At 53.8% G+C, this 24120-nt stretch carries 20 protein-coding genes; 9 read left to right on the top strand and 11 right to left on the bottom strand.

Annotated features, from left to right (window positions below; translation table 11 throughout):
* Positions 1–204: 204 nt before the first annotated feature.
* Complete coding sequence (locus JT718_RS17530; protein ID WP_205504089.1) at positions 205–2622, top strand: TonB-dependent receptor domain-containing protein; 2418 nt, start codon at positions 205–207, stop codon at positions 2620–2622.
* Positions 2623–2720: 98 nt separating this feature from the next.
* On the opposite strand, the gene JT718_RS17525 is transcribed toward JT718_RS17530, so the two are convergent.
* The 5 genes from JT718_RS17525 to JT718_RS17505 form a co-directional block, all read right to left on the bottom strand.
* Positions 2721–3386, bottom strand: a complete 666-nt coding sequence (locus tag JT718_RS17525) for an HD domain-containing protein (RefSeq protein ID WP_205504088.1) — start codon at positions 3384–3386, stop codon at positions 2721–2723.
* Between the two features lie 357 nt (positions 3387–3743).
* A complete protein-coding gene (gene nadE / locus JT718_RS17520; RefSeq protein ID WP_205504087.1) occupies positions 3744–5603 on the bottom strand; it encodes an NAD(+) synthase in 1860 nt (619 codons plus the stop codon).
* Positions 5604–5811: 208 nt separating this feature from the next.
* Positions 5812–6474 (bottom strand): ribonuclease III, encoded by a 663-nt coding sequence (rnc, locus tag JT718_RS17515; RefSeq protein WP_205504086.1) that lies wholly within the window; start codon positions 6472–6474, stop codon positions 5812–5814.
* A gap of 92 nt (positions 6475–6566) precedes the next feature.
* Positions 6567–7820, bottom strand: a complete 1254-nt coding sequence (fabF, locus tag JT718_RS17510; RefSeq protein WP_205504085.1) for a beta-ketoacyl-ACP synthase II — start codon at positions 7818–7820, stop codon at positions 6567–6569.
* A gap of 77 nt (positions 7821–7897) precedes the next feature.
* Entirely contained in the window at positions 7898–8134 is a 237-nt protein-coding gene (locus JT718_RS17505) for an acyl carrier protein (RefSeq protein ID WP_048919546.1), read from the bottom strand.
* A gap of 177 nt (positions 8135–8311) precedes the next feature.
* Between JT718_RS17505 and JT718_RS17500 the strand changes: the two genes are divergently transcribed.
* Together JT718_RS17500 and pyk are read left to right on the top strand one after the other, a co-directional pair.
* Positions 8312–8737 carry an IPExxxVDY family protein gene (locus JT718_RS17500; RefSeq protein WP_205504084.1) on the top strand — a complete coding sequence of 142 codons (426 nt, stop codon included), beginning with the start codon at positions 8312–8314 and terminating at the stop codon, positions 8735–8737.
* A 3-nt stretch (positions 8738–8740) separates the two neighbouring features.
* On the top strand, positions 8741–10171 hold the full coding sequence (pyk, locus tag JT718_RS17495) for a pyruvate kinase (protein ID WP_205504083.1): 1431 nt from the start codon (positions 8741–8743) through the stop codon (positions 10169–10171).
* A 356-nt stretch (positions 10172–10527) separates the two neighbouring features.
* On the opposite strand, the gene rpsT is transcribed toward pyk, so the two are convergent.
* Positions 10528–10785, bottom strand: coding sequence for a 30S ribosomal protein S20 (rpsT, locus tag JT718_RS17490; protein WP_205504082.1), 258 nt, complete (start codon positions 10783–10785; stop codon positions 10528–10530).
* Entirely contained in the window at positions 10778–11185 is a 408-nt protein-coding gene (locus JT718_RS17485) for a hypothetical protein (protein ID WP_205504081.1), read from the bottom strand. Before JT718_RS17485 ends, rpsT begins: the two co-directional genes overlap by 8 nt.
* On the opposite strand from JT718_RS17485, the gene JT718_RS17480 reads away from it, so the two are divergent.
* From JT718_RS17480 to JT718_RS17465, 4 genes are all read left to right on the top strand, one after another.
* Positions 11171–12283 carry a cytochrome-c peroxidase gene (locus JT718_RS17480; RefSeq protein WP_205504080.1) on the top strand — a complete coding sequence of 371 codons (1113 nt, stop codon included), beginning with the start codon at positions 11171–11173 and terminating at the stop codon, positions 12281–12283. The two genes, JT718_RS17485 and JT718_RS17480, sit on opposite strands and share 15 nt — an antisense overlap.
* A 103-nt stretch (positions 12284–12386) precedes the next feature.
* The gene (locus JT718_RS17475; RefSeq protein WP_205504079.1) at positions 12387–13145 is read left to right on the top strand and encodes an MbnP family protein; all 759 of its coding nucleotides are present in this window, start codon (positions 12387–12389) and stop codon (positions 13143–13145) included.
* 145 nt (positions 13146–13290) lie between these two features.
* Complete coding sequence (locus tag JT718_RS17470; RefSeq protein WP_205504078.1) at positions 13291–14256, top strand: cytochrome-c peroxidase; 966 nt, start codon at positions 13291–13293, stop codon at positions 14254–14256.
* A gap of 219 nt (positions 14257–14475) precedes the next feature.
* Positions 14476–14892, top strand: coding sequence for a BrxA/BrxB family bacilliredoxin (locus JT718_RS17465; protein ID WP_278251857.1), 417 nt, complete (start codon positions 14476–14478; stop codon positions 14890–14892).
* 191 nt (positions 14893–15083) lie between these two features.
* Here JT718_RS17465 and JT718_RS17460 read toward each other — a convergent pair whose 3' ends face one another.
* The 3 genes from JT718_RS17460 to recQ form a co-directional block, all read right to left on the bottom strand.
* Positions 15084–16367 carry an acetyl-CoA hydrolase/transferase family protein gene (locus JT718_RS17460; RefSeq protein ID WP_205504076.1) on the bottom strand — a complete coding sequence of 428 codons (1284 nt, stop codon included), beginning with the start codon at positions 16365–16367 and terminating at the stop codon, positions 15084–15086.
* Between the two features lie 180 nt (positions 16368–16547).
* The gene (gene purD / locus JT718_RS17455; protein WP_205504075.1) at positions 16548–17852 is read right to left on the bottom strand and encodes a phosphoribosylamine--glycine ligase; all 1305 of its coding nucleotides are present in this window, start codon (positions 17850–17852) and stop codon (positions 16548–16550) included.
* Positions 17853–18022: 170 nt separating this feature from the next.
* Positions 18023–20200: a DNA helicase RecQ gene (recQ, locus tag JT718_RS17450; RefSeq protein WP_205504074.1), complete on the bottom strand. Its 2178-nt coding sequence runs from the start codon at positions 20198–20200 to the stop codon at positions 18023–18025.
* 69 nt (positions 20201–20269) lie between these two features.
* Here recQ and JT718_RS17445 point away from each other — a divergent pair, with 69 nt between their 5' ends.
* Both JT718_RS17445 and JT718_RS17440 read left to right on the top strand, forming a co-directional pair.
* Entirely contained in the window at positions 20270–21238 is a 969-nt protein-coding gene (locus JT718_RS17445) for a KpsF/GutQ family sugar-phosphate isomerase (RefSeq protein ID WP_205504073.1), read from the top strand.
* 1 nt (position 21239) lies between these two features.
* The gene (locus JT718_RS17440) at positions 21240–22316 is read left to right on the top strand and encodes a mannose-1-phosphate guanylyltransferase (protein ID WP_205504072.1); all 1077 of its coding nucleotides are present in this window, start codon (positions 21240–21242) and stop codon (positions 22314–22316) included.
* 799 nt (positions 22317–23115) lie between these two features.
* Here the strand turns inward: JT718_RS17440 and rlmB are convergent.
* The gene (gene rlmB / locus JT718_RS17435; protein WP_205504071.1) at positions 23116–23928 is read right to left on the bottom strand and encodes a 23S rRNA (guanosine(2251)-2'-O)-methyltransferase RlmB; all 813 of its coding nucleotides are present in this window, start codon (positions 23926–23928) and stop codon (positions 23116–23118) included.
* Positions 23929–24120: the final 192 nt, after the last annotated feature.

Here is a 24120-nt window from a genome sequence, read left to right as displayed (position 1 = left end):
CACAAAAACAAAAAAAGTTTGCATGGGGGAGGCAACCTGTCTGCCCTGTCTCACATCTACTAGATAGTTGCGCGACAAACCGTTCTCACCGCTTACCAATGCCCTTGCCCCTTCCTGTGCCATTAGACCATGGTGCCGGTTTTTTCAGCGGCATGCCTAACCCTATGAACTTACTAAACCACCGTAATCCTCATTAGAAATCCTATGCGGCTCTCTACCTTATTCGCGCTACTTTCCTTTTGTCTTTTCTCTTTCACTGCCTTAGAGGCTCAGGCGCAAACCGGAAAGATCACCGGTGCCGTGGCTGACTCCGCCACCACCAAACCTGTGGAATTTGCCACGGTAACTCTTACCAATACCGCCACCGGCAAACCCGTAGACGGCACCATCACCGATGACAAAGGCCAGTTCACCTTCTCCAAAGTGCCGTACGGCTCCTACGCCGTTAGCGTGAGCTACTTAGGCTACGTAACCAGCACGCTGCCCGCCTTTACCCTGTCTGCCGCCAAGCAGGAAATCTCATTCCCTAAGATCGGCCTGCGGAGCAGCGCCACCAAACTGCAGGAAGTAACCGTGGTGGGGCAGAAACCCTTGATTGAAGACAAAGGTGACCGGTTGGTGTACAACGCCGAGCAGGATATCAGCAACATAGGAACCACCGCCTCAGACGTGCTCCGGAAAGTGCCTTCCATCACCGTAGACGCCGACGGCAATGTACAACTGCGCGGCAGCGGCAACTTTAAGGTACTCATGGACGGCAAAGCCTCTGGTATCATGGCCAACAACCTGGCCGATGCCCTCAAACAGATACCTGCCGATGTGATCAAGAGCGTGGAAGTGATCACCAGCCCCTCGGCGAAGTACGATGCCGAGGGTACCGCCGGGATCATCAACATCATCACCAAAAAGAACAGCATGCAAGGCGTGAGCGGCAAACTAGGGGCTACGTTGGGTAACCGCAATCGCAACCTGAACGCCAGCCTGAATGCCCGCAAAGGGAAATTCGGGTTCAACTCCCGGGTGAGCGGCTATGACAACAACAACCGCCGGATTTCTTCGGTGACCCGCACCGTAGAGGGGCAAAGTATCTTCTCCCAGGAAATGTCCCACCTGGGGCTGAACCACGGCTTCTACGGCCAGGCCGAAGTAACCTTTGACCCTGATACTCTAAATGCCTTCAACCTAAGCATCGCCGGTCGGCAAAACAACTTCACCGGCCGCGGCGACCAGTTTACCCGTGATGCCAACGGCCTCCAGTACTCAGACCTGGAGAACGTCTGGAAAGGCGCAGGCGTTGACATGAACTTTGGGTACACCCACACCTTCAAACCGCAGCACGAGCTTTCTGTATTGGCCCAGTGGAACCACAACGAGTCTGATGACGTGTATGACAACAAGCTGTTCAACTCAGAGAATGCCCTGCTCCAAAGCCAGGTGAACAACAACGATGCCCCCAGCGATGAGAAGACGTTTCAGGTAGATTACAGCCGAGGGTTCAAGAACGAGGGCAAACTGGAACTGGGCGCCAAAACCATCCTGCGCGATGCCACCAGCAACACCTCCTATAACTTCTCTTTCCCGGCCAAGGCAGATTCTGTGGTGATCAACAACTTTGATTATGACCAGGATGTGGTGGCCGCCTATTTCACCTACGCTTTCCAGCTCAAGAAGAAATACAGCTTCCACCTGGGTACCCGCTATGAGCACACCGCCACCAAAGGCGTTTTCCATAACACCAACAAAGGCACTTTGGAACGCAGCACCTTCGCCAACGACTATGACAACGTGATTCCCAGCTTGTCAGTCTCCCGCACTCTGGACTCCATCCACACCGTGCGCGTGAGCTATACCCAGCGCATCCAGCGTCCGCAGATCTGGTCACTGAACCCGTTCCTGCAGCTAGAGGACTTCAACAACGGGTTCAGAGGAAACCCTACGCTGGACGCCGAACTCACCCACTCGTATGAGATCAGCTATAACACGTTCTTCAAAACCACTTCCATCAACGCCTCTGTGTTCATGCGCCAAACCGATAACGCCATCCAGCACGTGGTAAAATCTGAGCCCATGATCCTTGACGGCACCACCCGAGACGTTTTAATGATCACGTTTGATAATCTGGCTAAAAACCGGGCCTATGGTTTAAGCTTGTCTGGCTCTACCAAACCCATGCCTGCCTTGAGCATCAGCCCCAGCTTCACCCTGAATTACCTGGACATCAGAAGCAACGATCTCACCAATAAAGGCCTGCAATACACGTTCAGCCTGAACTCCAGTTATGAGATCACCAAGACCCTCACCGCCCAGGTGTCTGGTGCCTATTACTCGGGGGGCAAAATTCTGCAGGGCGAGTGGGGCTCCAGCTACTACACCAGCTTCTCGGTGCGCAAGAAGATCCTGAGTGACAAAGGCAGCATCAGCTTCGGGGTGAACAATCCATTTGCCAAGACCATTGATTACAACCACAGGGTGAACACGCCCGCCTACACCCAAGAAGTCCATAATTATACCCACAACCGGACCCTGCGCCTTAGCTTTGACTGGAACTTCGGGAAGATGCAGACCAGCAACCGCCAGAAGAAAACCATCCAGAACGATGACGCGGCCAGCGGCGGCAAATAAGCGCTAGGGAAGTACTTAAAAAACCCGTTTCGGGGCTGGTTTTCTGAAACCAGCCCCGAAACGGGTTTACTGTCTGGCACCCGCCAATGGCGCATACCTTAGCCAGCCGGACGGTTAGAGAGTTCCTCCGGGCCGGGTACATCCTGTTCTTGCGGACTAGTTCTGGCCCTCCTGTCTTCCTCCAGCTTGAACACCGCCGTTTGCACCTCATAACAGGCCAGCAGGTACAATTTGAAGGGCTCGGCCTGCCTCAGCACCTCCAGGGTAGCCACTATCTCAGGAATGTACACCTTTGCAAAGCTGATGTCGTGCTGAATGATGTCGCGGGTATTGTCAATGATGTCGGCCAGTTTGATGGTCTGCGCGCGGGGCGAGGTCTGGGCAATGCGCTGGCGCTCCATCTCTTTGCGGCGTTTGCGGTTGTAGCCGGGCGCCTGTTCTTTGGTGAACTGATCGGTGAGGTCCAGCACCAGCTGCAGCACCTCGGCAGGCTTTACAATGGTGTTCTGGCAGGCTTCCTCCAGAAACGTGCGCAGCTCGGCCTCGGTCACGGGGGTATCTTCCAGCACATCGTGCAAGAGGGCCGCCATGACCATGCCCGTGGTGCCGCCGTAGGCCATCACCGTGTGGGCCACCCGCTCCAGGTGCCGCACGTACGGCTCCTGGTTGTACTTGCGGCGCTGCTCCCCGTGGGCCTGCACCGCAAACTGCCACGCCTTGCGTTCCGGTTCATTAAAGCCCGAGGGGCATTCCAGGTCATCCATAAGGTTGATTTGTCTTTTGCGCCGCTGCGCAGCCATCTGTTTTCGACTTCATTTACGGAATTGAGCCCAAACCCAGCCAACAGCAACAAGGTCGGGATTCTTTCTTATCACCGCCGTAGCGTCGTTCCGCGGAACGACGTTGTTCTACGCAGCAAAACCGCCGCAAATTTTAAGACCCTTGTGTCGCAGCTTTGCCCTGGCTTCAGGCCTTTTTTTATCTGAGGCGTTTCAGTTTCAGGGAGACACGTCGTTCCGCGGAACGACGCTACGGCGCTGGAATCCGTTTTCGGGCTCTATTCCAGAAATGAGCCTGAAAACGGGAAATTTACATCATTCTAAAATTAGCACATCAGCACATTACCCCAGCTCCCTCAACTCCTGCCGGAAACCGCCGCTCAGGATGGGGAAGCGGAGCCAGCTGCGCGGGTCCACGTTGTAATCGTCCAGGTGGAAGGCCGGGGCGTAGCGTTCGCGCTTCCATTGGTTGCGGCTCCAGAGCGAATAGAACCGCTGGATGAATTGGCGCAGTTGGTCGTCTGGGTAGGTGCCCTTCAGTTCCTGAAACACCTGCTGCGGCGAAAGGCGGTTGTAGAAAGCCAGCCGCTCAAACTGGTTCAGGAGCGGATACGGCATGAGGTCCTCTTCATCGGTCTGGGTTTTCTCCAGGGGCCGCAACTCCGCCGAAGGTTGCAGGTTGTTCACGTACTGCAGGCCCTCGTACCCCAACTGCAACTGCGCCCACACCAGCCACTGCCGGATGAACGCTTTGTCTACCCCGGCAATGGGTGAGATACTACCGGCGGTGTCTCCGTCCATGGTGGCGTACCCTACCGAGGCTTCTGAGCGGTTAGAGGTAGCCAAGAGCAGCGAGTTTCTGAGGTTGGCCAGCATCCAGATGCCGGGCGCGCGCACCCGGGCCTGAATGTTCTGTAGGGTCAAATCATCTTGCTCCCAGGTGAGTTCACGCCCAATGGCGTGCTCTATCTTGTCCCGGTAACTTCTCACTTCCTCGTCAATGGTCCAGTTGTAGAAGACGGCCCCGATGGATTTGGCCAGTTCTTCTGCGGAGCGGTAAGTATCATCTGAGGAGTTGACGGTGCCCTGGTACGCGGTTACCAGCAGTTTGCCCACCAAGGCGTTTCTAAGCGCATCTCCCGAAAACTGCCCAAAAATAGGAAGCTCCTCGGGCGTGAGGCAGTTGGTTTTCTGCACGAATTCTTCCAATCCAATCTCGGCCACGGCCCGGCGCACCATTTCGGCTACGGCCACGGCGCATAAAGAAGAATCGGCCCCGCCGCTGAGCGACAGCACAAAGCCCCGGCTGCGGCTTTTGCGCAGGTAGTCAAACAAAGCCAGCGAAATGGCCGAGATAAATTCAATGTTCTCGTCTACGGGCGGCAACGGCTGCACCGCCGTGAGAGGCAAAGGATTCTCAAAGGAGACCTCGGCGCATTCAAAGTCCACGCTCTTAAACGAAAGCAGTTGATTGCGTAGCACCACGTTGCCGTTCTGGGCGATGATAATTTCGCCATCGTAGATCATTTTACCGGCCTCATTGCCCAGAAGGTTCACGTACAGGTAGGTGCATTCAAACTCCCGGGAGGCATCTACCACCAGGTGGTAACGCACATCGGTCTTGCTCATGGCAAAGTGGCTGGCGCTGGGGTTGATGATGAGCTGCACGCCTTTGGGCTTGTGTCGGTAGGCCGGCCGGTTGGCGTTGCGCCAGGCATCCTCGCAGATCTCAAACGCGAACTTCACGCCCTGGTGTTCATAGATAAGGTCGCCGATCTGGTAGGTCTGGCCCAGCATCTCAAACTGCTCCACCGTATTGGGCACCCAGGAACTGAACCAGCGCGGCTCGTAATGAACGCCGTCATTGGCCAGGAACTGCTTGGCGGTAAAGCCTAAGATCTGCCTGTCTTTGATGACGCAGGCGGTGTTGTACGTGGTGTTGTTCAACCGAATGGGAAGCCCCACGCACACAATCACGCCGTCGCACCACTCCTTTATCTCCAGCAGCCGCTCAAAGCACTCCAACGCTACCCATTCGCTCAGGAAAAGGTCTTCGCAGCCGTAGCCGGGAATGCTCATCTCGGGGAGGCAGAGAAGGTCTACGTTCTGTTCTTTGGCCTGCTCAATGGCCGATTTGATGTTACGGAGGTTGTTGTCCCAATCCAGGGGAGTCTGGTTGAGGGCCGCGCCTGCAAGTTTCATAGTTTGGTCGTGTTTAAGGCTTTTCTAACGCAAGAACCCGCCTGCATGTTAGAAACTGGAGTTTGGCCCGCGTAAATGCGCCGGCCTGAACACTACAAAACTAAGACTATACGCCGCAGAAGCAAGAATACCTTAGGAAAGGTCTACTGAACGCACCTGTGAATAGTGCATTTTAGGGCTGTTTTCAGAAAAAGTGCGGGAAATAGAACTATGGCAGGATGGCACCCTTGGCCTTGAGGGCCTCCATGCTTTTCTCAGCGGCGGCTTGCTCGGCTTTTTTCTTGGAGAGGCCGCTGCCGCTGGCAATAATCTCGTTGTCTACCACTACCGCCGCAGTGAACTCCGTGGTGCTGCCACTTTGCTTCTGGCCCACAATCTCAAACCTAATGCTGCGGTTCTGCCCCTGGGCCCACTCAATCAGCTTGCTCTTGAAGTTGCTGGTGGTGGTGGTGAGCTGGTGCAAGTCAAAATGGGGTTTTACCAACTTGCGCAGGATAAAGCTCTTGGTGTCAATGTAGCCTTTGTCCAGGTACACGGCGCCTACCAAAGCCTCCAGGGCGTTTCCGTTGATGAACTTGTGGCGGGTAGCCCCCGAGATATTGTCTACCTTGATAAGGGAATGGAGCCCTACCTTCACGGCCAGGCTATTCAGAGACTCGCGGTTCACCATGCGCGACCGGATCTCGGTGAGGAAACCTTCGTCTTTGTAGGGATACTTTTTGAACAGGTACTCTGCAATGACCGCGCCCAGGATGGCGTCCCCCAAAAACTCCAGACGCTCATTGGTTTCCTGGTTGCCTTTCAGGTTCTGGCGCACGTACGAGGTGTGCGTGAACGCCAGTTGGTACAGGTGCAGGTTGTCTGGTGCCATGCCCGTGATGTGGGTAATGGCATTTACAAAAGCCTTGTCTTTGTAAAAGAATTTGTTGATCGCGCGAAAGACCGGTCTGATCGGGCTGAACACTACTCAGTAACCTTTTTGAAAATTACGGAGGTATTGTGTCCGCCAAACCCAAAGGTGTTGCTCATGGCTACCTTTACATCCCGCTGCTGCGCTTGGTTAAACGTGAAGTTCAGCTTAGGATTGAACTGGTCATCATCTGTGGTGTGGTTGATAGTAGGCGGCACCACTCCGTGCTGGATAGACAGAATAGACGCAACCGCCTCTATGGCTCCGGCGGCGCCCAACAGGTGCCCGGTCATGGATTTGGTAGAGCTGATGTTGAGGTTGTAGGCGTGGTCGCCAAACACATACTCAATGGCTTTGGCTTCGCTCACATCGCCCAGCGGCGTGGAAGTGCCGTGCACGTTGATGTAGTCTACCTCTTCTGGTCTGATGCCGGAGTCTTTGAGGGCGTTGGCCATCACGTTGCGGGCGCCCAATCCCTCTGGGTGCGGGGCGGTGATGTGGTACGCATCGGCAGACATACCGCCGCCAATCAACTCGGCGTAAATTTTGGCCCCGCGGGCTTTGGCGTGCTCGTATTCCTCCAGCACAATGGCAGCCGCGCCTTCGCCCAGCACAAACCCGTCGCGCTCTTTGTCAAACGGACGGGAAGCGGTTGCCGGAGAGTCATTGCGCTCAGAAAGGGCTTTCAGAGCATTGAACCCACCAATACCGGCCTCTGTCACGGCGGCTTCAGAGCCACCGCTCACCACCACGTCCACCATTCCCAAACGGATGTAGTTGAACGAGTCAATTAAAGCGTTGGTAGCCGAGGCACAGGCTGAAACGGTCACAAAGTTTGGACCTCTGAACCCGTATTTGATGGAGATATGACCGGCGCTGATGTCGGCGATCATTTTAGGAATAAAGAAAGGATTGAACCGCGGTGTTCCGTCACCGTTGGCAAAGTTCACGCACTCTTCCTGGAAGGTACGCAGACCGCCAATGCCAGAGCCCCAGATAACCCCAATGCGCTCTTTGTTGAGAGACTCATCATCCAGGCGGGCGTCTTTCACGGCTTCATCGGCCACAATTACCGCAAATTGCGTAAAGAGGTCCATTTTACGGGCCTCTTTACGGTCAAAGTATTGCTCAGGATCATACCCTTTTACTTCACAGGCAAATTGGGTCTTAAACTTTGAGGCATCAAAGCGAGTGATGGGCGCTGCCCCACTCACCCCGTTCACGAGGCCGTTCCAGTATTCAGAGACGGTATTCCCCAGAGGGGTAAGCGCACCAAGGCCAGTTACTACAACTCTCTTAAGCTCCATACGCTGCTAGTAGAGGGAAAGAACCTGTATGATAAGGTAAAAAATTGGATCGATAGAGGGAAAAAAGAAGGAAGGGATTACTTAGCGTGCTCTTCCAGGTAGCTGATCGCTTGGCCTACCGTTGCAATGTTCTCTGCCTGATCGTCTGGAATAGACACATTGAATTCTTTCTCAAATTCCATGATCAATTCTACGGTATCAAGAGAGTCGGCACCCAGGTCGTTTGTAAAGCTAGCCTCAGGCGTTACCTCAGATTCCTCAACGCCTAATTTATCAATGATAATAGCTCTTACTTTTTCTGCGATTTCTGACATTTTTTTAGAAGTTTTTTAAAACACAGTGCAAAGAAATAGATTTGGCAACACAATGTCAAACAAATTGCGCGCAATAGTTTTATTCGTGCACTTTTGCGCCAAGGGTTGCGGTGTTTCCAATTACCTTCTTTAAATTGCCTCCCCAAGCCTAAATTACCCACTAGTGCCGCACAACTCATGAAATCTTTTCGTCTAGAGGTAGAACATGATTTTGATTTCGACTTATTTGGAGTTGTCTCTTCCAGTAAGGAGCATACGCTGGCGTGGGCGCTGAATAAATACTTCCGCATTAGGCTGGTGAAACAGGCAGACCTGTGCATAGATTTCCTGAACAAAGGGCGGTTAGTTATCTCTAATTACCTGCACCGGGCAGAACACGGCTCTTTGCGTTTGTTCCGCAACCGGTCTGTGGGAACCAGCACCCTGGCCTCTCCGTTTCTAGTACCTGACATCAAAGAGTATGACTATGTCATACAAGTGTCTGGCGGGCTCACCCACCTGCAGCAAGAGCTTTTGCAGACCCTTAACGCCGTGCCGCTGGTGCAGTACGTGCGTTCCTTTGATCCACATTGTTTACGTTACAAAGAAAACCTGCTTTTCTAGCGCATGGCTATACATTTCAACAAAACCAAGATTATTGCAACCGTTGGCCCCGCCAGCAACACTCCGGAGCGCCTGCGTGCCCTCATTCAGGAAGGAGTAGATGTTTTTCGTCTGAACTTCTCGCACGGCGCCCACCAGGAACATTTAAAGGTTATCCAGGCCGTACGGGCCATTAACGCCGAGGAAGGCTTTAATATTTGCTTGCTCCAGGACTTGCAGGGCCCCAAGATCCGCCTGAACGAGATTGAGAACGGGGCCGTGGAGATTGTGCGCGGCCAGCGCCTCACCATTGTCTGCGACAAATCGGTGGGTACCGCGCAGCGCCTGTCTACCAGCTATACCCGCCTGGCCCACGACGTGCGCCCCGGCGACGCCATCCTGATTGACGACGGCAAGCTGGAGGTAACCGTGATCAGCACCGACGGCGACAAGGAGGTGGAAACCGAGGTGGTGTACGGCGGCGTGGTGAAACCCCGCAAAGGCATTAACCTGCCCGACACGGTGGTAACCGCCCCTTCCCTCACGGAAAAGGATATTCAGGACCTGCACTTTGGGTTAGACAATGACGTGGAGTGGGTAGCCCTTTCGTTCGTGCGGAAGGTAGAGGATATCCACGAGATCAAGCGCATCATCGCTGAGCGGGGCAAAGACACCAAGGTGGTGGCTAAGATTGAGAAGCCAGAGGCTATCCGCAACATTGACTCCATCATTGAGGCCACTGACGCCGTGATGGTGGCCCGGGGCGACCTTGGGGTGGAAGTAGGCATGGAAGAAGTGCCTATGCTCCAGAAAATGATTGTGGAGAAATGCCAGGCAGTGGGCAAACCCGTGATTATTGCCACCCAGATGATGGAAAGCATGATCACCAATCCCCGCCCAACCCGCGCAGAGACCAACGACGTGGCCAACGCGGTCATGGACGGCGCCGACACCCTCATGCTAAGCGCTGAGACTGCGGCCGGGGCTTATCCTATTGAGACCATCGGCAGCATGACCCGCACCATCCAATCGGTGGAGTCACAGGCACCGGTGTTCCACCGCAATTTTTCCTTTAACACCCAGTCCCCAACCTTCTACAACGACACCGTGGTAGCCAGCGCCGTGACCCTGGCCCGCGACACCGATGCCCGCGCGCTCATCTGCCTTACCAAGTCTGGTTACACGGCCCTGCAACTGGCCAAGCACCGCCCTAAGGCAGACATCTTCGTCTTCACCGACAATCGCGTGCTCCTGCACACCCTGAACCTGGTGTGGGGCATCAGAGGCTACTACTATGACCGCTTTGTGTCTACCGACGAGACCATCTCTGACCTGAAAGAGATCCTGGTGAAAGAGGGGCACCTGCAAACCGGCGATGTCTTTATCAACATTGGCTCTATGCCGGTCATGGAGAAGAAACGCGCCAATATGATCAAATTGAGCATTGTGCATTAATCTTCTCTAACCCAACATTTTACCAAAACAAAGGGCGGCTTTCTGAAAAGAAAGCCGCCCTTTGTTTTAGCCTTTTGCAGACCTTAATCCCTTAAAACCCACTTGAGAATTTCGGCCTCACTCCCTGAAATAACCCGCGGCTTTACAGGTAAATTACCACGGTATTTCAATCTTTAATAACACAGGAATAAACCCGTTTAAACGTGTTACAATCAAGGCATAAAGAATACTGAAACAAGCCCTATATTTTCCAGCAAGAAATGCCGCTTAGATGGTAAAACAGGCACAAACACAAAAAGCCTTGCTGAGAGCAAGGCTTTTATAATAACCCAAGAAATGTAAATACTGCTGTAAAACTAGGCAGCTAAGGTATTCACGAAACGAGCCAATTTAGATTTGTTGTTGGCCGCTTTGTTTTTGTGAATCACGTTCTTCTTCGCCAATTTGTCAAGCATACCAGATACCGTCTTGAACAGTTCTTGCGCCTCGGCTTTGTCGGTTGTCAATCTCAAACGCTTTACAAAGGTACGGGTAGTTTTCGCCTGGTAGCGGTTCAGCAAGCGTTTCGCGTTGTTGGATCTGATTCTCTTTAATGCTGACTTATGGTTAGCCATGGTTGTGATTATAGATAAATGCTTTTGACTCTGATTCTAAATGAGTTTGCAAAACTACAAGGTAGCAGATTAATTTCCAAGAATTCTTCCTCAAAAATAATTCACCCCGCTGCTTTTCTGCCTCTCTTACAGACAAATACAAGCCAGAAGAGTTCCCTGCGTTTCTGTTTTGCTCTGCAAAGGTAACATTTACCGCCATCTTATGACACCTTTCCCGAAGATTTCCGCGGGGTTTCTCATCAAGCAAGGCAGAGAGACCAGGCTTTTGGGCATAATTCCCGTTCTTAGCCTCTGTTTTGGGCCCTCTTTCCTGAAAACAGCCCTGAAACAGGCGAATACGGAAAACAATCTCTTCGCCGTTATCCTTAAAATCAAATACGACCTCATGCGTATTGACCATAAGCTATTTCTCTGGGGCTGCGTGGCCATTACCTCCTTCCTGGGAAGCTGCAGCGAGGCTTCTCCCGGGGAAGAGGTACCTGCTCCCCTTCCCGCCCCTACTCCCTACCAACTGGATCTTCCTCAGCGCTTCGGGGGCATTCAGGCGATTCCCGCCGATAATCCGCTTACCCAGGAGGGCGTGGCTTTGGGCCGAACCCTATTCTATGAAAAAGCTCTTTCTGCCAACAACACCATGTCTTGCGGGAGCTGTCACCAACAGCAATTCGCCTTTACCGACGGGCAGGCCGTAAGCAAAGGAGTTGACGGTATTGCCGGCACCCGCAGCGCCATGTCATTGGCCAATCTGCTGTGGGTTTCCCAGTTAAACTGGGACGGCGGACCCAAGTCACTGGAAGAACAGGCGAAGATTCCGCTGGAGAGCCCTATTGAGCTGCACCAGAACCTGGATGTTGCCGTAGCCAAATTGCAGGCCACAGAGAAATACCCAGCGCTATTTGAAAAGGCTTTTGGCAGAGGCCCCATCACCAAAGAGAACCTGCTCAAAGCCCTGGCCCAGTTTACCCGCACGCTCATCTCCTCCAACTCCAGGTTTGACCGCTACCAGGAGGGCAAGGAAAACCTGACCGTTGATGAGCTATTGGGCATGCGCCTCTTCCTCACCCATCCAGACCCCAACATCAGCCTGCGCGGCGGCAACTGCGGCGATTGCCACGGCGGCACCCTGCAAACCTTTAACACATTCCATAACAACGGGCTGGATGCGGAACCCAAAGACGCGGGCCGCTGGCTGATTACGGGCAAGGAAAGTGACCGAGGTAAGTTCAGGGCACCTTCGCTCCGCAACATTGCGCTTACAGCACCCTACATGCACGATGGTCGGTTTAAGACCCTGGAAGACGTGTTAAACCACTACAATGAGCACGTAAACATGCAGGACCCTAACCTGGACCCACTCATTGAGGAAGCCCGTAATGATTTCGGGGGCGCCACGCTGGGACTAACGGGCGAGGAGAAGCGGCAAATCATTGCCTTTCTGCACACCCTCACAGATGAAACCTTCATCAAAGACCCTCGCTTCTCTGACCCTAATAAGTAAGCCAAGAAACACGTTTTCGCCCTGTTTTCTCTAAACTACACCTGAAACGGCAAACAGCCTACGTTCGCACCAGACAGAATCCCCCACTTTCTATCTTACAACTATGAAGCCACGTTTTACTTTTGGTAAAAACCTTTCCGCTGCTTTCCTCCTGGTGCTTGCCCTCTTTTCCTGGAGCTGCTCAGATGATGACGATTCTACTGTCGCCGGGCCTAGCCAGGTCACGCTGGCTTTTCAGCACACCTTTAACACGCAGCCTTTCGCGCTGGAACAGGAGTACACCAATGCACACGGGCACCGGGTAAAGTTCAACGCCTTCCGGTACTACATCAGCAATGTGAAGCTTACCCGCCCAGACGGCACCACCTACGAGGAACCCAACAGCTACCATCTCATTGAACGCACCGCTGATCACACCCAGGAGAGTTTCACATTACCAGATGTGCCTGCGGGAACGTATACCACGCTTACCTTCAGCGTAGGCGTAGACCCTGCCCGCAACCACTCCACCGACCAGGTAGGCGATCTGGACCCCAACCAGAACATGGCCTGGGACTGGGATACCGGCTACAAATTCCTGGTAGCCGAAGGGCAGTATTTCAACACTTCTGAGGGTGCTTTCAAGAACTTCCTGTACCACATTGGCCACGATGCGAATTACCGCACCATAACCCTTGCGCTGCCTTCTAACTGGGGCCTTACCGGGGAGAACCGCACCTTGGACCTGCTCACCAATACCAGGACCTTGTTCGGTGGTCCTAACGTGATTGACCTGAGCGCTACGGGGTTCTCCAGCGTGATGGGCGGAGCCAATGCGGCCCTGGTGGCTGACAACATCCGGCAAATGTTCCAACTGAAATAAACCCATGCTGCTGGGCTTGTTTTCCTCCTGGGCGTTCCGCCGATGGCCTGCTTTACTTGGCTGCCTTGTAGGGTTGCTGGGCTGCTGGATCATGGGCTGCTCATCAGGGGTTGAAACCGATCATCCAGAGCCCAATCGCTACGCAGTGGCTGCACCCGCGAACCTGGGAATCTCTGTCCCGTTTCCGGAGCGGAATCCGTTTACCAAAGAGGGTGTGCTGCTGGGAAAGAAATTGTTCTTTGACCCGATTCTCTCCGGCAATAACCAGATCAGTTGCGCCACTTGCCACCAACCCGAAAAGGCTTTCTCAGACGGGCTGGCACTCACCACAGTGGGAGCTTCCGGGCAACCTTTGCGGAGGCACGTACCGGCCTTGCAGAACCTGGCCTGGAGCCAGGGCTGGTTCTGGGACGGCGGTGCCAAAGACCTGGAATCCCTGGCGGCAGGGCCACTCACCCACGCCGACGAAATGGCGCAGGACCTCAGAGAACTGACCCGGGAACTGCAAAACCATTCCTCCTACGCCCCTCAGTTCAAAGCCGCCTTCGGGACCGATTCTATAACATCATCTTCAATCATGCGGGCCCTGGCGCAATTCCAGCGGACGCTCATCAGCGGCAATTCTTTGTATGACCACTACGCACGCCAGGAACCCAACGCCATGCTGACCTCGGCGGAACTGAGAGGATTAGCCTTGGTTCGGCAACACTGCGCCCCCTGCCACGCCACCGATTTCTTCACTGACCAAAGTTACCGCAACAACGGATTAGACGCTGTTTTCCCAGAGGACCACGAGCAAATGGCCTGGGGAAAAGGCCGCATCACGAAACACCCGGAGGATGTAGGCAAATACAAGGTACCCACGCTACGGAACGTGGCCGTCACCGCTCCTTACATGCACGATGGTCGTTTCCAAACGCTAGCACAGGTGTTGGACCATTACACCCACGGCATGGTTTCCTCGGCCACGTTAGACCTTATCTTTAAGCGCCCAGACGGCTCCTTAGGCCTCCCCCTCTCCGCCGCAGAAAAGACGGACATCATTTCCTTTCTCCATACGTTGACTGACAGAGACTTTCTCCGGAACTGGGCCTATTCACCCGGTAAGTAATATCAGAAAGAAGTTCGGCTAGAAGCCTTCTCTGGTTAAAGTCTTGGCCCCAAACCTTCATAATCAGAAGAAAACAGCTCTTGAGGAGTCTTTTACAGTTTCCGGGAAGAGAATTGCTATCCTTTCGGAAACCAGAAAAGGGCCCGCTGTGTTTTAAGGTTGATTTCGTAATTTTACCTCAGAAACAGAATTCACCTAAATTCATCCATACCCATGGCAATGTACCCTGAATATATGGTTGCCCCTATCCGCGAAGACCTTACTTCTGCCGGTTTTGAGCAACTAATGACGCCTGAAGAAGTTGAGGCAGTATTAAATCAGAAAGAAGGCACCGTATTGGTAGCCGTTAACTCTGTATGTGGTTGCGCCGCTGCCAAAGCCCGTCCGGCCCTGAAAATGGCCGTTGCCAGCAGCGAGCAAAGACCTTCTAAACTGGTAACCGTGTTTGCCGGAATGGAAACCGAAGCCGTAGCCAAAGCGCGTGAATACATGCTGCCTTACCCTCCGTCTTCTCCCTCTATCGCCTTGTTCAAAGACGGTGAGCTGGTGCACATGATTGAGCGCCACCACATCGAGGGCAATGACTTAACCCGCATTGTAGACAACCTGCAAGGCGCATTTGAAGATTACTGCTAATCAGCCTCGTTTTCATAAAACAGAACGGCCTGGCTTCTCTAAGTCAGGCCGTTCTGTTTTTAGGGTGTTTTTCAGGGAACAGGCTATAAACGGTAAAAACCTGTGAGGTTTTCAAAACCTCACAGGTTTGATCGCTTGCATTACAGCACGCACCGTGGCATTGAAAACAATCAGCAATTAACAACCAGCAATTAAAGTACCTTGAACCGCTCAAACGCCAAACGCTCCAGTTCCTCCTGGTGCGAGGGGTGCGCAATCCTGATCAGTTCCTTGGCGCGCTGCCGCAGGTTTTTGCCGTACAAATCAGCGATGCCGTATTCTGTCACAATGTAGCGAACGTGGGCGCGAGTAGTAGTCACACTGGCCCCGGGTTTCAGGATGTTCACAATCTTGGATTCGCCTTTGTTGGTGATAGACGGCAGCGCGATGATGGGCTTCCCTCCTTCTGACAAGGCCGCGCCGCGCATAAAGTCCATCTGGCCGCCTACACCCGAGAACTGGTACGTCCCGATGCTATCGGCACAGACCTGGCCAGTGAGGTCTACCTCAATAGCGCTGTTGATGGCCGTGGTTTTGGGGTTCTGCCGGATGATGGAGGTGTCATTGGTGAAAACAGTCTCCTTCATCACCACGCCCGGATTATCGTGCAGGAAATCGAACACTTTCTGCGAGCCGTTCACAAAGCAGGAGACAATCTTGTTTTTCAACACCTTCTTGCGGGCTCCGGTAATCACGCCTTTCTCCACCAGCGGAATGATACCGTCTGAGAACATCTCGGTATGGATGCCCAGGTCTTTGTGGTTGCCCAGTTGCTGCAGCACCGCATCGGGAATACCGCCAATGCCCATCTGCAGGGTGGCGCCGTCTTCCACCAAAGAAGCCACCAGTTCCCCAATCTTGCTTTCCACCAGACCGCAGGCTTTCGCGGCGTGAGCCGGCAACGGCTCGTCTACCCAAACCTTGGCGTGGAACTTACTTACGTGCACAATGCCGTCACCGTGCGTGCGCGGCACCCGTGGGTTTACCTCGGCAATCAAGATCTTGGCAGTCTCCACCGCCGACAAGGCCACATCCACCGAGGCGCCCAACGTACAGTACCCGTGGGCATCGGGCGGCGACACCTGTACCATGGCCACATCCAACGGAAGAATGTTCCGGCGGAAAAGCAGGGAAATCTCGCTCAGGAAGATTGGAATGTAATCGGCGGTGCCTTCGTTGAGCGCCTGCCGGATGTTGCCGCCCACAAAGCAGGCGTTGGTCTTGAAACTGCCGGCGTGTTCTGGGTAGGTGTAGGGCGCAGGCCCCTCGGTGTGCATGTGGATGAACTCCACGTCTTGCAACTCCGGGCCACGGGCAGCTACGGCATTGATCAGGCGCAATGGCGTCATGGCTGCCCCGTGCACAAACACGCGGTCTCCGGACTTAATGAGTTTTACGGCTTCTTCGGCGGTGGTATAGTCAGGTTGTTGAGACATTGATTTATGACTTGATGATGTTGGTTCTACGAAAAATCGGCGCAAAGATTACCTTCTGCCTCCCGGCTGAAAATGACAAAGGCCAGCATCTCTGCCGGCCTTTGTCATTTTTGCCCTATTTTTCTGAAAACGGCGGGAAAACACCTTTTCAAGATTTTGGCTTATTTTCTAGAAATCACCTTAAAAACGCTCTGCCAGATATTGCTTCAGGTCAAAGCCGATGTCCTGGCGGAAATATCTTCCCTGCCATTTGATCTGCGCCGCTCCGGCGTTTGCCTTGCTCAGAGCCTCTTCCATGTCCTGGCCCAGTCCGGTGATGGCAATGACGCGTCCGCCGTCTGTCACAATGGTTCCCTCGTGGGTTTTCTTGGTACCGGCATGGAAACAAAGTACGTTCTCAGGCAAGGCCTTGTCTAAGCCCTGGATTTCCTTGCCTTTCTCGTAGTCCTCGGGGTATCCGCCCGAAACCAGGAAGATGGTAGTGGCCGAGCGGGAATCAATCTCCAGTTGGAACTTGCCCAATTCATGGTCATGCAGCGCCTTGAACAGCTCAAACAAATCTGATTTGATGCGCGGCAGAATAGCCTCGGTCTCGGGGTCTCCCAGGCGCACGTTGTATTCAATCACGTACGGGTCGCCGCTGCAGTTCATCAGCCCGATGAACAGGAAACCGGTGTACGGAATGCCTTCCTGCTGCAATCCAACCAGGGTCGGTTCAATTACCCGCTGCCGCACTTTGGTCATAAAGGCCTCATCGGCGAACGGAACCGGGGAAACGGCACCCATCCCACCGGTATTCAAGCCCACATCGCCCACGCCAATGCGCTTGTAGTCCTTGGCTTCGGGGAGCAGCACGTATTCCTTGCCATCGGTCAGGATGAACGCCGAGAGCTCAATGCCCTGCAGGAACTCCTCAACCACTACTTTGTCTCCGGCGGTGCCGAATTTATTGTGCTTGAGCATCCCGGCCAGGGTGAAGCTGGCCTCCTCGTAATTCTGGGCAATCACCACGCCTTTGCCGGCGGCCAAACCATCGGCTTTCAGCACTACCGGGTACGGGTGGTTCTGCAGATACGCCAGAGCCTGGTCATAGGTATCGGCGGTGAACGTCTGGTAACGGGCCGTAGGAATGCCGTACTTCAACAGGAACTGCTTGGAAAAGTCTTTGCTGCCCTCTAACTGAGCGCCCGCCTTGCGCGGTCCCACCACCAGAATGTGTTGCAGGTACTCTTTCTCCGCGAAGTAGTCGGCAATACCTTCTACCAGGGCGGCCTCCTGGCCTACCACCAGCATCATGATGTTGAAATCAGTGGCAAACTTGGCAAGCTCCTCAAAATTGGTGATGGAGATGTCTACATTGGTGGCAATCTGGGCCGTACCGGCATTGCCGGGCGCCACATAGATTTTGTCGCAGTAAGGGCTTTGGCTAATCTTCCAGGCCAGGGCGTGCTCGCGGCCGCCCGCTCCTATTATCAGTACGTTCATACAGGCGTGAGTTGTGCCTGAGCGGGGCTCAGGCGGGTCATTAAAGGCTCTTTGGGTGTTTTGGGGCTTGATTTCAGAAATCAGGCCAAAAACAAAGCGTATACAAAGGAAACAAAAAAAGCAGGTGCATGACCACCTGCTTTTAATTTTTTAATCATGGGTACGCATTTCTAGTTGGCGTACTTAGAAAGGAACTTGATACGCATCAAACGCAGGTCTTCTTCGGTATAATCCTCGGTGCCCAACTCCTTGATGGCCACGGCCATGTTGTCGGTGGTGGCGTTCATGAAGTAGTCCATCACCTCTTCCTGGCGCTCCTGGTCCAGCACTCCGTTGATGTAGTAGTCCAGGTTGAGCTTGGTACCGGAGTAGCAGATGTGCTCTATCTCCTCAATCAGCTCGGGCATGGTAAGGCCTTTGGAAGAGGCAATCTCCTCCAGGTCCATCTTTTTGTCAATCTGCTGAATGATGTAGATTTTGAGTTTAGACTTGTTCACCGTGGTTTTCACCACCACATCGGCGGCGGTGACAATGTCGTTCTCCTCCACATACTTGGAGATAAGCTCCAGGAACGGTTTCCCGAACTTCTGCACCTTGCCCATGCCCACCCCGGCAATGTGCGCCAGGTCTTCTTTGGTGGTAGGGTAGGTAGTAGCCATTTCCTTGATGGAGGGATCCTGGAACAGCACGTACGGCGGCAGGTTCATCTCCTTGGCCAGTTTCTTGCGCAGGGCCTTGAGCAGGTCAAACAGCACGGCATCATGCCCGGCCGCGGCCTGGGTTTCCTCTTTTTCTTCCTCCTGCTGTACTTCCTCGTCAAAGTTGTGGTCCTTGGCGAACTTGATGGCGTGCGGGCTCTGGATGAACTTCTCGCCCTTCTGGGTGATCTTCAGCGTCCCGAAGTTCTCGATGTCTTTCTCCAGGTAATCAAACAGCAGCGCCTGGCGGATCACCGAGCTCCAGAACTGGGGCTCCTGCTCCTTGCCCACGCCAAACACCTCCAACTGGTGGTGGCCGTAGCTTTCCACGTGCTGCTCTTTGTGCCCTATGAGCACGTTGACCAGGTGGTCAATGCCGAAGCGCTGGTTGGTCTGCACCACCGCCTTCAGGGCGTATGTGAGCTCCTGCTCGGCCTCAAATTTCTCTTTGGGGTGCACGCAGTTGTCGCAGAAGCCGCAGTCTTTGTCAAAGTGCTCGCCAAAGTAGTGCAGCAGCTGCCGGCGGCGGCACACCGCTGAATCGGCGTACGCCGACATTTCCTGCAACAGCAGCTTGGAGTTGTCGCGCTCCGTCACGGGCTTGTCTTTGCTGAATTTCTCCAGCTTGATGATGTCATCATAGCTGTAGAACATGAGGCAGTTGCCTTCCAGTCCGTCGCGGCCGCCGCGGCCGGTTTCCTGGTAGTAGCCTTCAATGGATTTTGGCGTGTCATAGTGTACCACAAAGCGCACATCGGGCTTGTCAATTCCCATCCCAAACGCAATGGTGGCCACAATCACGTCCACGTCCTCGTTCAGGAACGCGTCCTGGTTGGCCATGCGCACGTTGGCGTCCAGGCCGGCGTGGTACGGCAGGGCCTTGATGTCGTTCACCTGCAGCAGCTCGGCAATCTCCTCTACCTTCTTGCGGCTCAGGCAGTACACAATCCCGCTTTTCCCCTTGTGTTTCTTCACGTACTGGATGAGCTGCTTCTTGGTCTTGTGCTTGGGCCGAACCTCATAGTACAGGTTGGTGCGGTTAAACGAGGACTTGAACACTGAGGCATCGTCCATCTGCAGGTTCTTCTGGATGTCCAGTTGCACCTTGGGCGTGGCGGTGGCGGTAAGGGCAATGATGGGCAGGTTGCCTATGTTGTCAATAATGCCCCTGATCTTGCGGTACTCCGGCCTGAAGTCATGGCCCCACTCAGAGATACAGTGCGCCTCGTCAATGGCCACAAAGGAGATCTTGGCTTGCTTGAGAAAATCAAGGGTATCTTCCTTGGTCAGTGATTCCGGGGCTACGTACAGGAGTTTTACCTCGCCGCTCACGGTTTCCTTCTTCACTTTGTTCATTTCGGCTTTGGACAAAGTGGAGTTCAGGAACTGGGCGTTCACCCCAAACGCGTTCAGTTGATCTACCTGGTTCTTCATCAGGGCGATCAGGGGTGAAATAACAATGGCCGTCCCCTCCATTACCAGGGCCGGCAACTGGTAACATAGGGATTTTCCGGCACCGGTGGGCATGATCACAAAGGTGTTCTTGCCCGCCATGATGTTCTCTATAATCGCTTCCTGGTTGCCCCTAAATTGACTATAGCCGAAAACTTCCTTTAATTTGTTCTTTAAAGATTCTTGTTTTACTAACATGTAATATGCTTGTTGTGAGAAACAAGGGTTTGTACTTTCTGTTGTTGTCTTGTCTAATACAAATCTAACTTGAATATCACGAAAAATATCAAAAGCATCGCAAAAAAAGTGTTGCAGGAAGAAGCAACCGCGGTCCTGAAACTGGCCGATTATATTAACGCCGATTTTGAGGCCTGCGTGGAGGCTATTCTGGCCATCAAAGGGCGGGTAGTGGTCACCGGCATTGGCAAGAGCGCCAACATCGCGTCTAAGATGGTGGCCACCCTCAACTCTACCGGAACGCCGGCGCTCTTCATGCACGCCGCCGATGCCATTCACGGCGACCTGGGCATGATCCAGGCCGAGGATTTCGTGATTTGCCTCTCTAAAAGCGGCAACACCCCCGAAATAAAGGTGCTGGTGCCGCTGCTCAAGCGCAAAGGCACGCAACTGGCCGCGCTGGTTTCCAACGTAGACTCTTACCTGGCCCAGCAGGCCGATTTTGTGCTGAACGCCACCATCGAGCGCGAGGCCTGCCCCAACAACCTGGCGCCCACCACCAGTACCACCGCGCACCTCGCCTTAGGCGATGCGCTGGCCGTCTGCCTCTTGGAGTCACGCAACTTCAGCAGCGAAGACTTTGGGGCGCTGCACCCCGGGGGCTCCCTGGGCAAACGCCTGTACCTGAAAGTGGCCGACATTTACGCGCTCAACGCCGCGCCGCAGGTAACCACCCAGGCCAACCTGAAAGAAATAATCATTGAAATCTCTTCCAAAAGACTAGGCGCTACTGCGGTTCTGGATAATTCTGGTAACTTAACCGGCATCATCACCGACGGGGACCTGCGCCGCATGCTCTCCAACTTTGATAACCTTTCTGGCATTACCGCGTCTGACATCATGACCCCTGCCCCGCTCACCATTGATTGCAATGAGTACGCGGTAGAGGCCCTGGCCATGATGCAGAAGAAGAACATTACCCAGTTAATCGTTACCAAGGCAGGTGCCTTTGCAGGCTTTGTACACCTGCATGATCTTTTGAAAGAAGGACTTGTTTAACATGAATCAAAACACCTTTGTAGTGATCATGGCGGGGGGCATTGGAAGCCGCTTCTGGCCAATCAGCCGTGTGAACCATCCCAAGCAGTTTCATGACGTGTTAGGAACCGGCGAAAGCATGATCCAGACCACCGTGAAGCGTTTCAGGGGCGTGTGCCCACCTGAGAATATCTACGTGGTCACCCACCGTGACTACGCCAACCTGGTGCAGGAGCACCTGCCCGATCTGCACAAGAACCAGATCTTGCAGGAGCCCATTGGCCGTAATACCGCGCCCTGCATTGCGTACGCCTGCTATAAAATAGCCAAGAAGAACCCCAACGCCAACATTGTGGTGGCCCCGGCCGACCACGTGATCCTGCGCGAGGAGTCGTTCATCAACTGCGTGAAAGAGGGCCTGGAGGCCACCGCCAAAAGCGACATTCTGGTCACCTTGGGCATCAAACCCACCCGCCCCGACACCGGTTACGGCTACATCCAGTTCATTGACGATGACCAGAGCACGCTCAAAAAGGTAAAAACCTTCACCGAGAAGCCCTCGCTGGAGATTGCCCAAATGTTCATTGACAGCGGCGAGTTTGTCTGGAACGCGGGTATCTTCATCTGGAACGCCCAAACCATTCTGAAGGCTTTCAGGGAGTACCTCAGCGACATGGCCGAGACCTTCGAGGAAGGCATTCCGGTGCTGTACACCGATCAGGAAGACGCCTTCATCAACCGGGCCTACTCGCACTGCCGCAACATCTCCATTGACTACGGCCTCATGGAGAAAGCCAACAACGTGTACGTGATCCTCGGCGACTTTGGCTGGTCAGACGTGGGCACCTGGAGTTCTCTGTACAGCCTCTCGGAGAAAACCCCCGAAGGCAACGTGGTAGACGGCAACGTGCTGTTGTATGACGTGAACAACTGCATCATCAAAACCCCCGAAAACCAACTGGTAGTGGTACAGGGTCTGCAAGACTACATTGTGGCCTCGCATGACAACGTGTTCATGGTGTGCCGCCGGGAAGATGAGCAGAAAGTGAAAGACTTTGTGGCGGATGCCAAGGCCATGAAAGGGCAGAACTTTATATAATTTTGATTTTTCTCTTCTTGGAAGGCGTGGGTCACGGTTTTGTGGCTCACGCCTTTTTTTGTTTACATGGATTGGGGTTGGGGATGTTTGCAGATTATTTTAATCTGGAAAGCGGCCTGAAGTCTCTTTGTTCTTCCGAGACTCTCTGCGCGCATTTGGCTGTTGCTGGCGTAGCGGCAGTTTGTCTATGGATTTATGGGCTGGGTTGTTTCATAGTTTCTGATAAGCGCTCACGGCCGCGGGGCCCCGTCTTTGCCCCTCGCACTGCCCTTGCGGCCCAACTTTGCAGTCTGTGCTTAGTTCATGTTATCCAAGGGCCACAAGCGAGGCGCTCGAGCCAAAGACTGGAATCGGTCTGCTTAGTAAGTGCAGTCTGCACTTTTACACTGCCACCTTTTTGAACCTTCTTCAAGTTTGAACCTTCTTCAAGCTTGTTAACCGTACTTTTTAGTTGAAGAAAAGGTATTACGGCTAACTTCTTGCTAGTCCGCTACCTGCCAACCGGGCTGGCAAACCCGGCTGGCGCGAGTTTCTAACTCGTGCCTATGGATAGTGGGGAGTCTCCAGACTCCCTTGCTGCACCGCAGCGAAAACGGCTTCCTAAACTTAAGTTCATCTATCATAGCCAACGCGCTACATCTTCTGTAGCCGGTGCCACATTATGCGCCTGTTCAATCACAAGCCACTTCCCCAGTTTTCCTATTTTCATCCCTTTTTCAGAAAACAGGCCTAAAAACAGAAAGCCGAAGCAGGTGTACTTGCTTCGGCTTCCTGCCAGATTACTGTCTTCTAAAAAGCGTTAGGCTTGCTGGCGTTGTCTGAGGGCCTCGTACAGGATGATACCGCTGGCCACCGATACGTTTAGCGATTGTACTTGCCCCAGCATCGGGATTTTCACGCGCACGTCGGCTCTTTTCAGGTACTCGGGCGAGATGCCGTCTTCCTCGCTGCCCATGAGCACCGCAATGGGGCCGGTCAGGTCAACGGCGGCATCGGTGAGGTTGTCCTCGGCTTTCTCGGTACAGGCCACCACCCGTATGCCCGACTGCTTCAGGAAGTGCAGCGTGTCTTTGAGGTTGGCCTCGCGGCACACCGGAATCAGGTTCAGGGCACCGGCCGAGGTTTTCAGGGCATCGGCGTTGATCTGGGCGGCTCCGCGGCTGGGAATCACAATGGCGTCTACGCCCATGCACTCGGCGTTCCGTGCGATGGCCCCAAAGTTCCGCACGTCAGTGATGCGGTCCAGCACCAGCAGCAGAGGATCTTTGCCTTTCTCAAACAGGGAAGCCACAATCTCATCCAGCGGAGAATAGGAAATAGCCGATAAGTAGGCCACGGCGCCTTGGTGGTTCTTGCGGGTAAGCTGGTCCAGCTTCTCGTTGGGCACCAGGGAGATGGGGATCTGGGCTTCGCGGGCCATCTCGGTGATCTCCTGGCTAATGCTGTGCTTGGTGCCTTTGAGCAGGTAGATCTTCTCCATGGTTTTGCCCGCGTGCAAGGCCTCCAGGATGGGGCGCAGCCCGAAGATCATCTCCATTTTATCGGCCTTGGGTTGGCTAAAGTACCTGGGCTTGCCGCCTCCGGCTCTATCTCTATTATTTCTGTTCTCCATGGATGTTAAAAATTGCTGGGCAGTTTGCCCCTGCCCTTCTGAATTGGCTGCAAAGGTAGCCGTATTTCTGCAGAAAATTACCAGTTGCGTTTCCTGCCCCTTTCTCCTTAAACGAGACCAAACCCCAGAAAGTAGAATCCACCCATCTCTAAGCCTTTTTTGGGGAAACTGACCCAAACGCATTTTGCGTAT

The organism is Rufibacter psychrotolerans, assembly GCF_016924645.1.
Classification (GTDB): domain Bacteria; phylum Bacteroidota; class Bacteroidia; order Cytophagales; family Hymenobacteraceae; genus Nibribacter; species Nibribacter psychrotolerans.
This window is presented reverse-complemented; position numbering and strand designations above follow the sequence as displayed.

Coding starts and splice junctions, on each gene's coding strand:
- purD (WP_205504075.1), bottom strand. CDS start 17,852: ATGAACGTACTGATAATAGGAGCGGGCGGCCGCGAGCACGCCCTGGCC.
- JT718_RS17460 (WP_205504076.1), bottom strand. CDS start 16,367: ATGTCTCAACAACCTGACTATACCACCGCCGAAGAAGCCGTAAAACTC.
- JT718_RS17485 (WP_205504081.1), bottom strand. CDS start 11,185: ATGGTCAATACGCATGAGGTCGTATTTGATTTTAAGGATAACGGCGAA.
- pyk (WP_205504083.1), top strand. CDS start 8,741: ATGGCTATACATTTCAACAAAACCAAGATTATTGCAACCGTTGGCCCC.
- rlmB (WP_205504071.1), bottom strand. CDS start 23,928: ATGGAGAACAGAAATAATAGAGATAGAGCCGGAGGCGGCAAGCCCAGG.
- nadE (WP_205504087.1), bottom strand. CDS start 5,603: ATGAAACTTGCAGGCGCGGCCCTCAACCAGACTCCCCTGGATTGGGAC.
- JT718_RS17475 (WP_205504079.1), top strand. CDS start 12,387: ATGAAGCCACGTTTTACTTTTGGTAAAAACCTTTCCGCTGCTTTCCTC.
- JT718_RS17525 (WP_205504088.1), bottom strand. CDS start 3,386: ATGGATGACCTGGAATGCCCCTCGGGCTTTAATGAACCGGAACGCAAG.
- rpsT (WP_205504082.1), bottom strand. CDS start 10,785: ATGGCTAACCATAAGTCAGCATTAAAGAGAATCAGATCCAACAACGCG.
- JT718_RS17500 (WP_205504084.1), top strand. CDS start 8,312: ATGAAATCTTTTCGTCTAGAGGTAGAACATGATTTTGATTTCGACTTA.
- rnc (WP_205504086.1), bottom strand. CDS start 6,474: ATGGCACCAGACAACCTGCACCTGTACCAACTGGCGTTCACGCACACC.
- JT718_RS17505 (WP_048919546.1), bottom strand. CDS start 8,134: ATGTCAGAAATCGCAGAAAAAGTAAGAGCTATTATCATTGATAAATTA.
- JT718_RS17440 (WP_205504072.1), top strand. CDS start 21,240: ATGAATCAAAACACCTTTGTAGTGATCATGGCGGGGGGCATTGGAAGC.
- JT718_RS17530 (WP_205504089.1), top strand. CDS start 205: ATGCGGCTCTCTACCTTATTCGCGCTACTTTCCTTTTGTCTTTTCTCT.
- JT718_RS17465 (WP_278251857.1), top strand. CDS start 14,476: ATGTACCCTGAATATATGGTTGCCCCTATCCGCGAAGACCTTACTTCT.
- fabF (WP_205504085.1), bottom strand. CDS start 7,820: ATGGAGCTTAAGAGAGTTGTAGTAACTGGCCTTGGTGCGCTTACCCCT.
- JT718_RS17480 (WP_205504080.1), top strand. CDS start 11,171: ATGCGTATTGACCATAAGCTATTTCTCTGGGGCTGCGTGGCCATTACC.
- recQ (WP_205504074.1), bottom strand. CDS start 20,200: ATGTTAGTAAAACAAGAATCTTTAAAGAACAAATTAAAGGAAGTTTTC.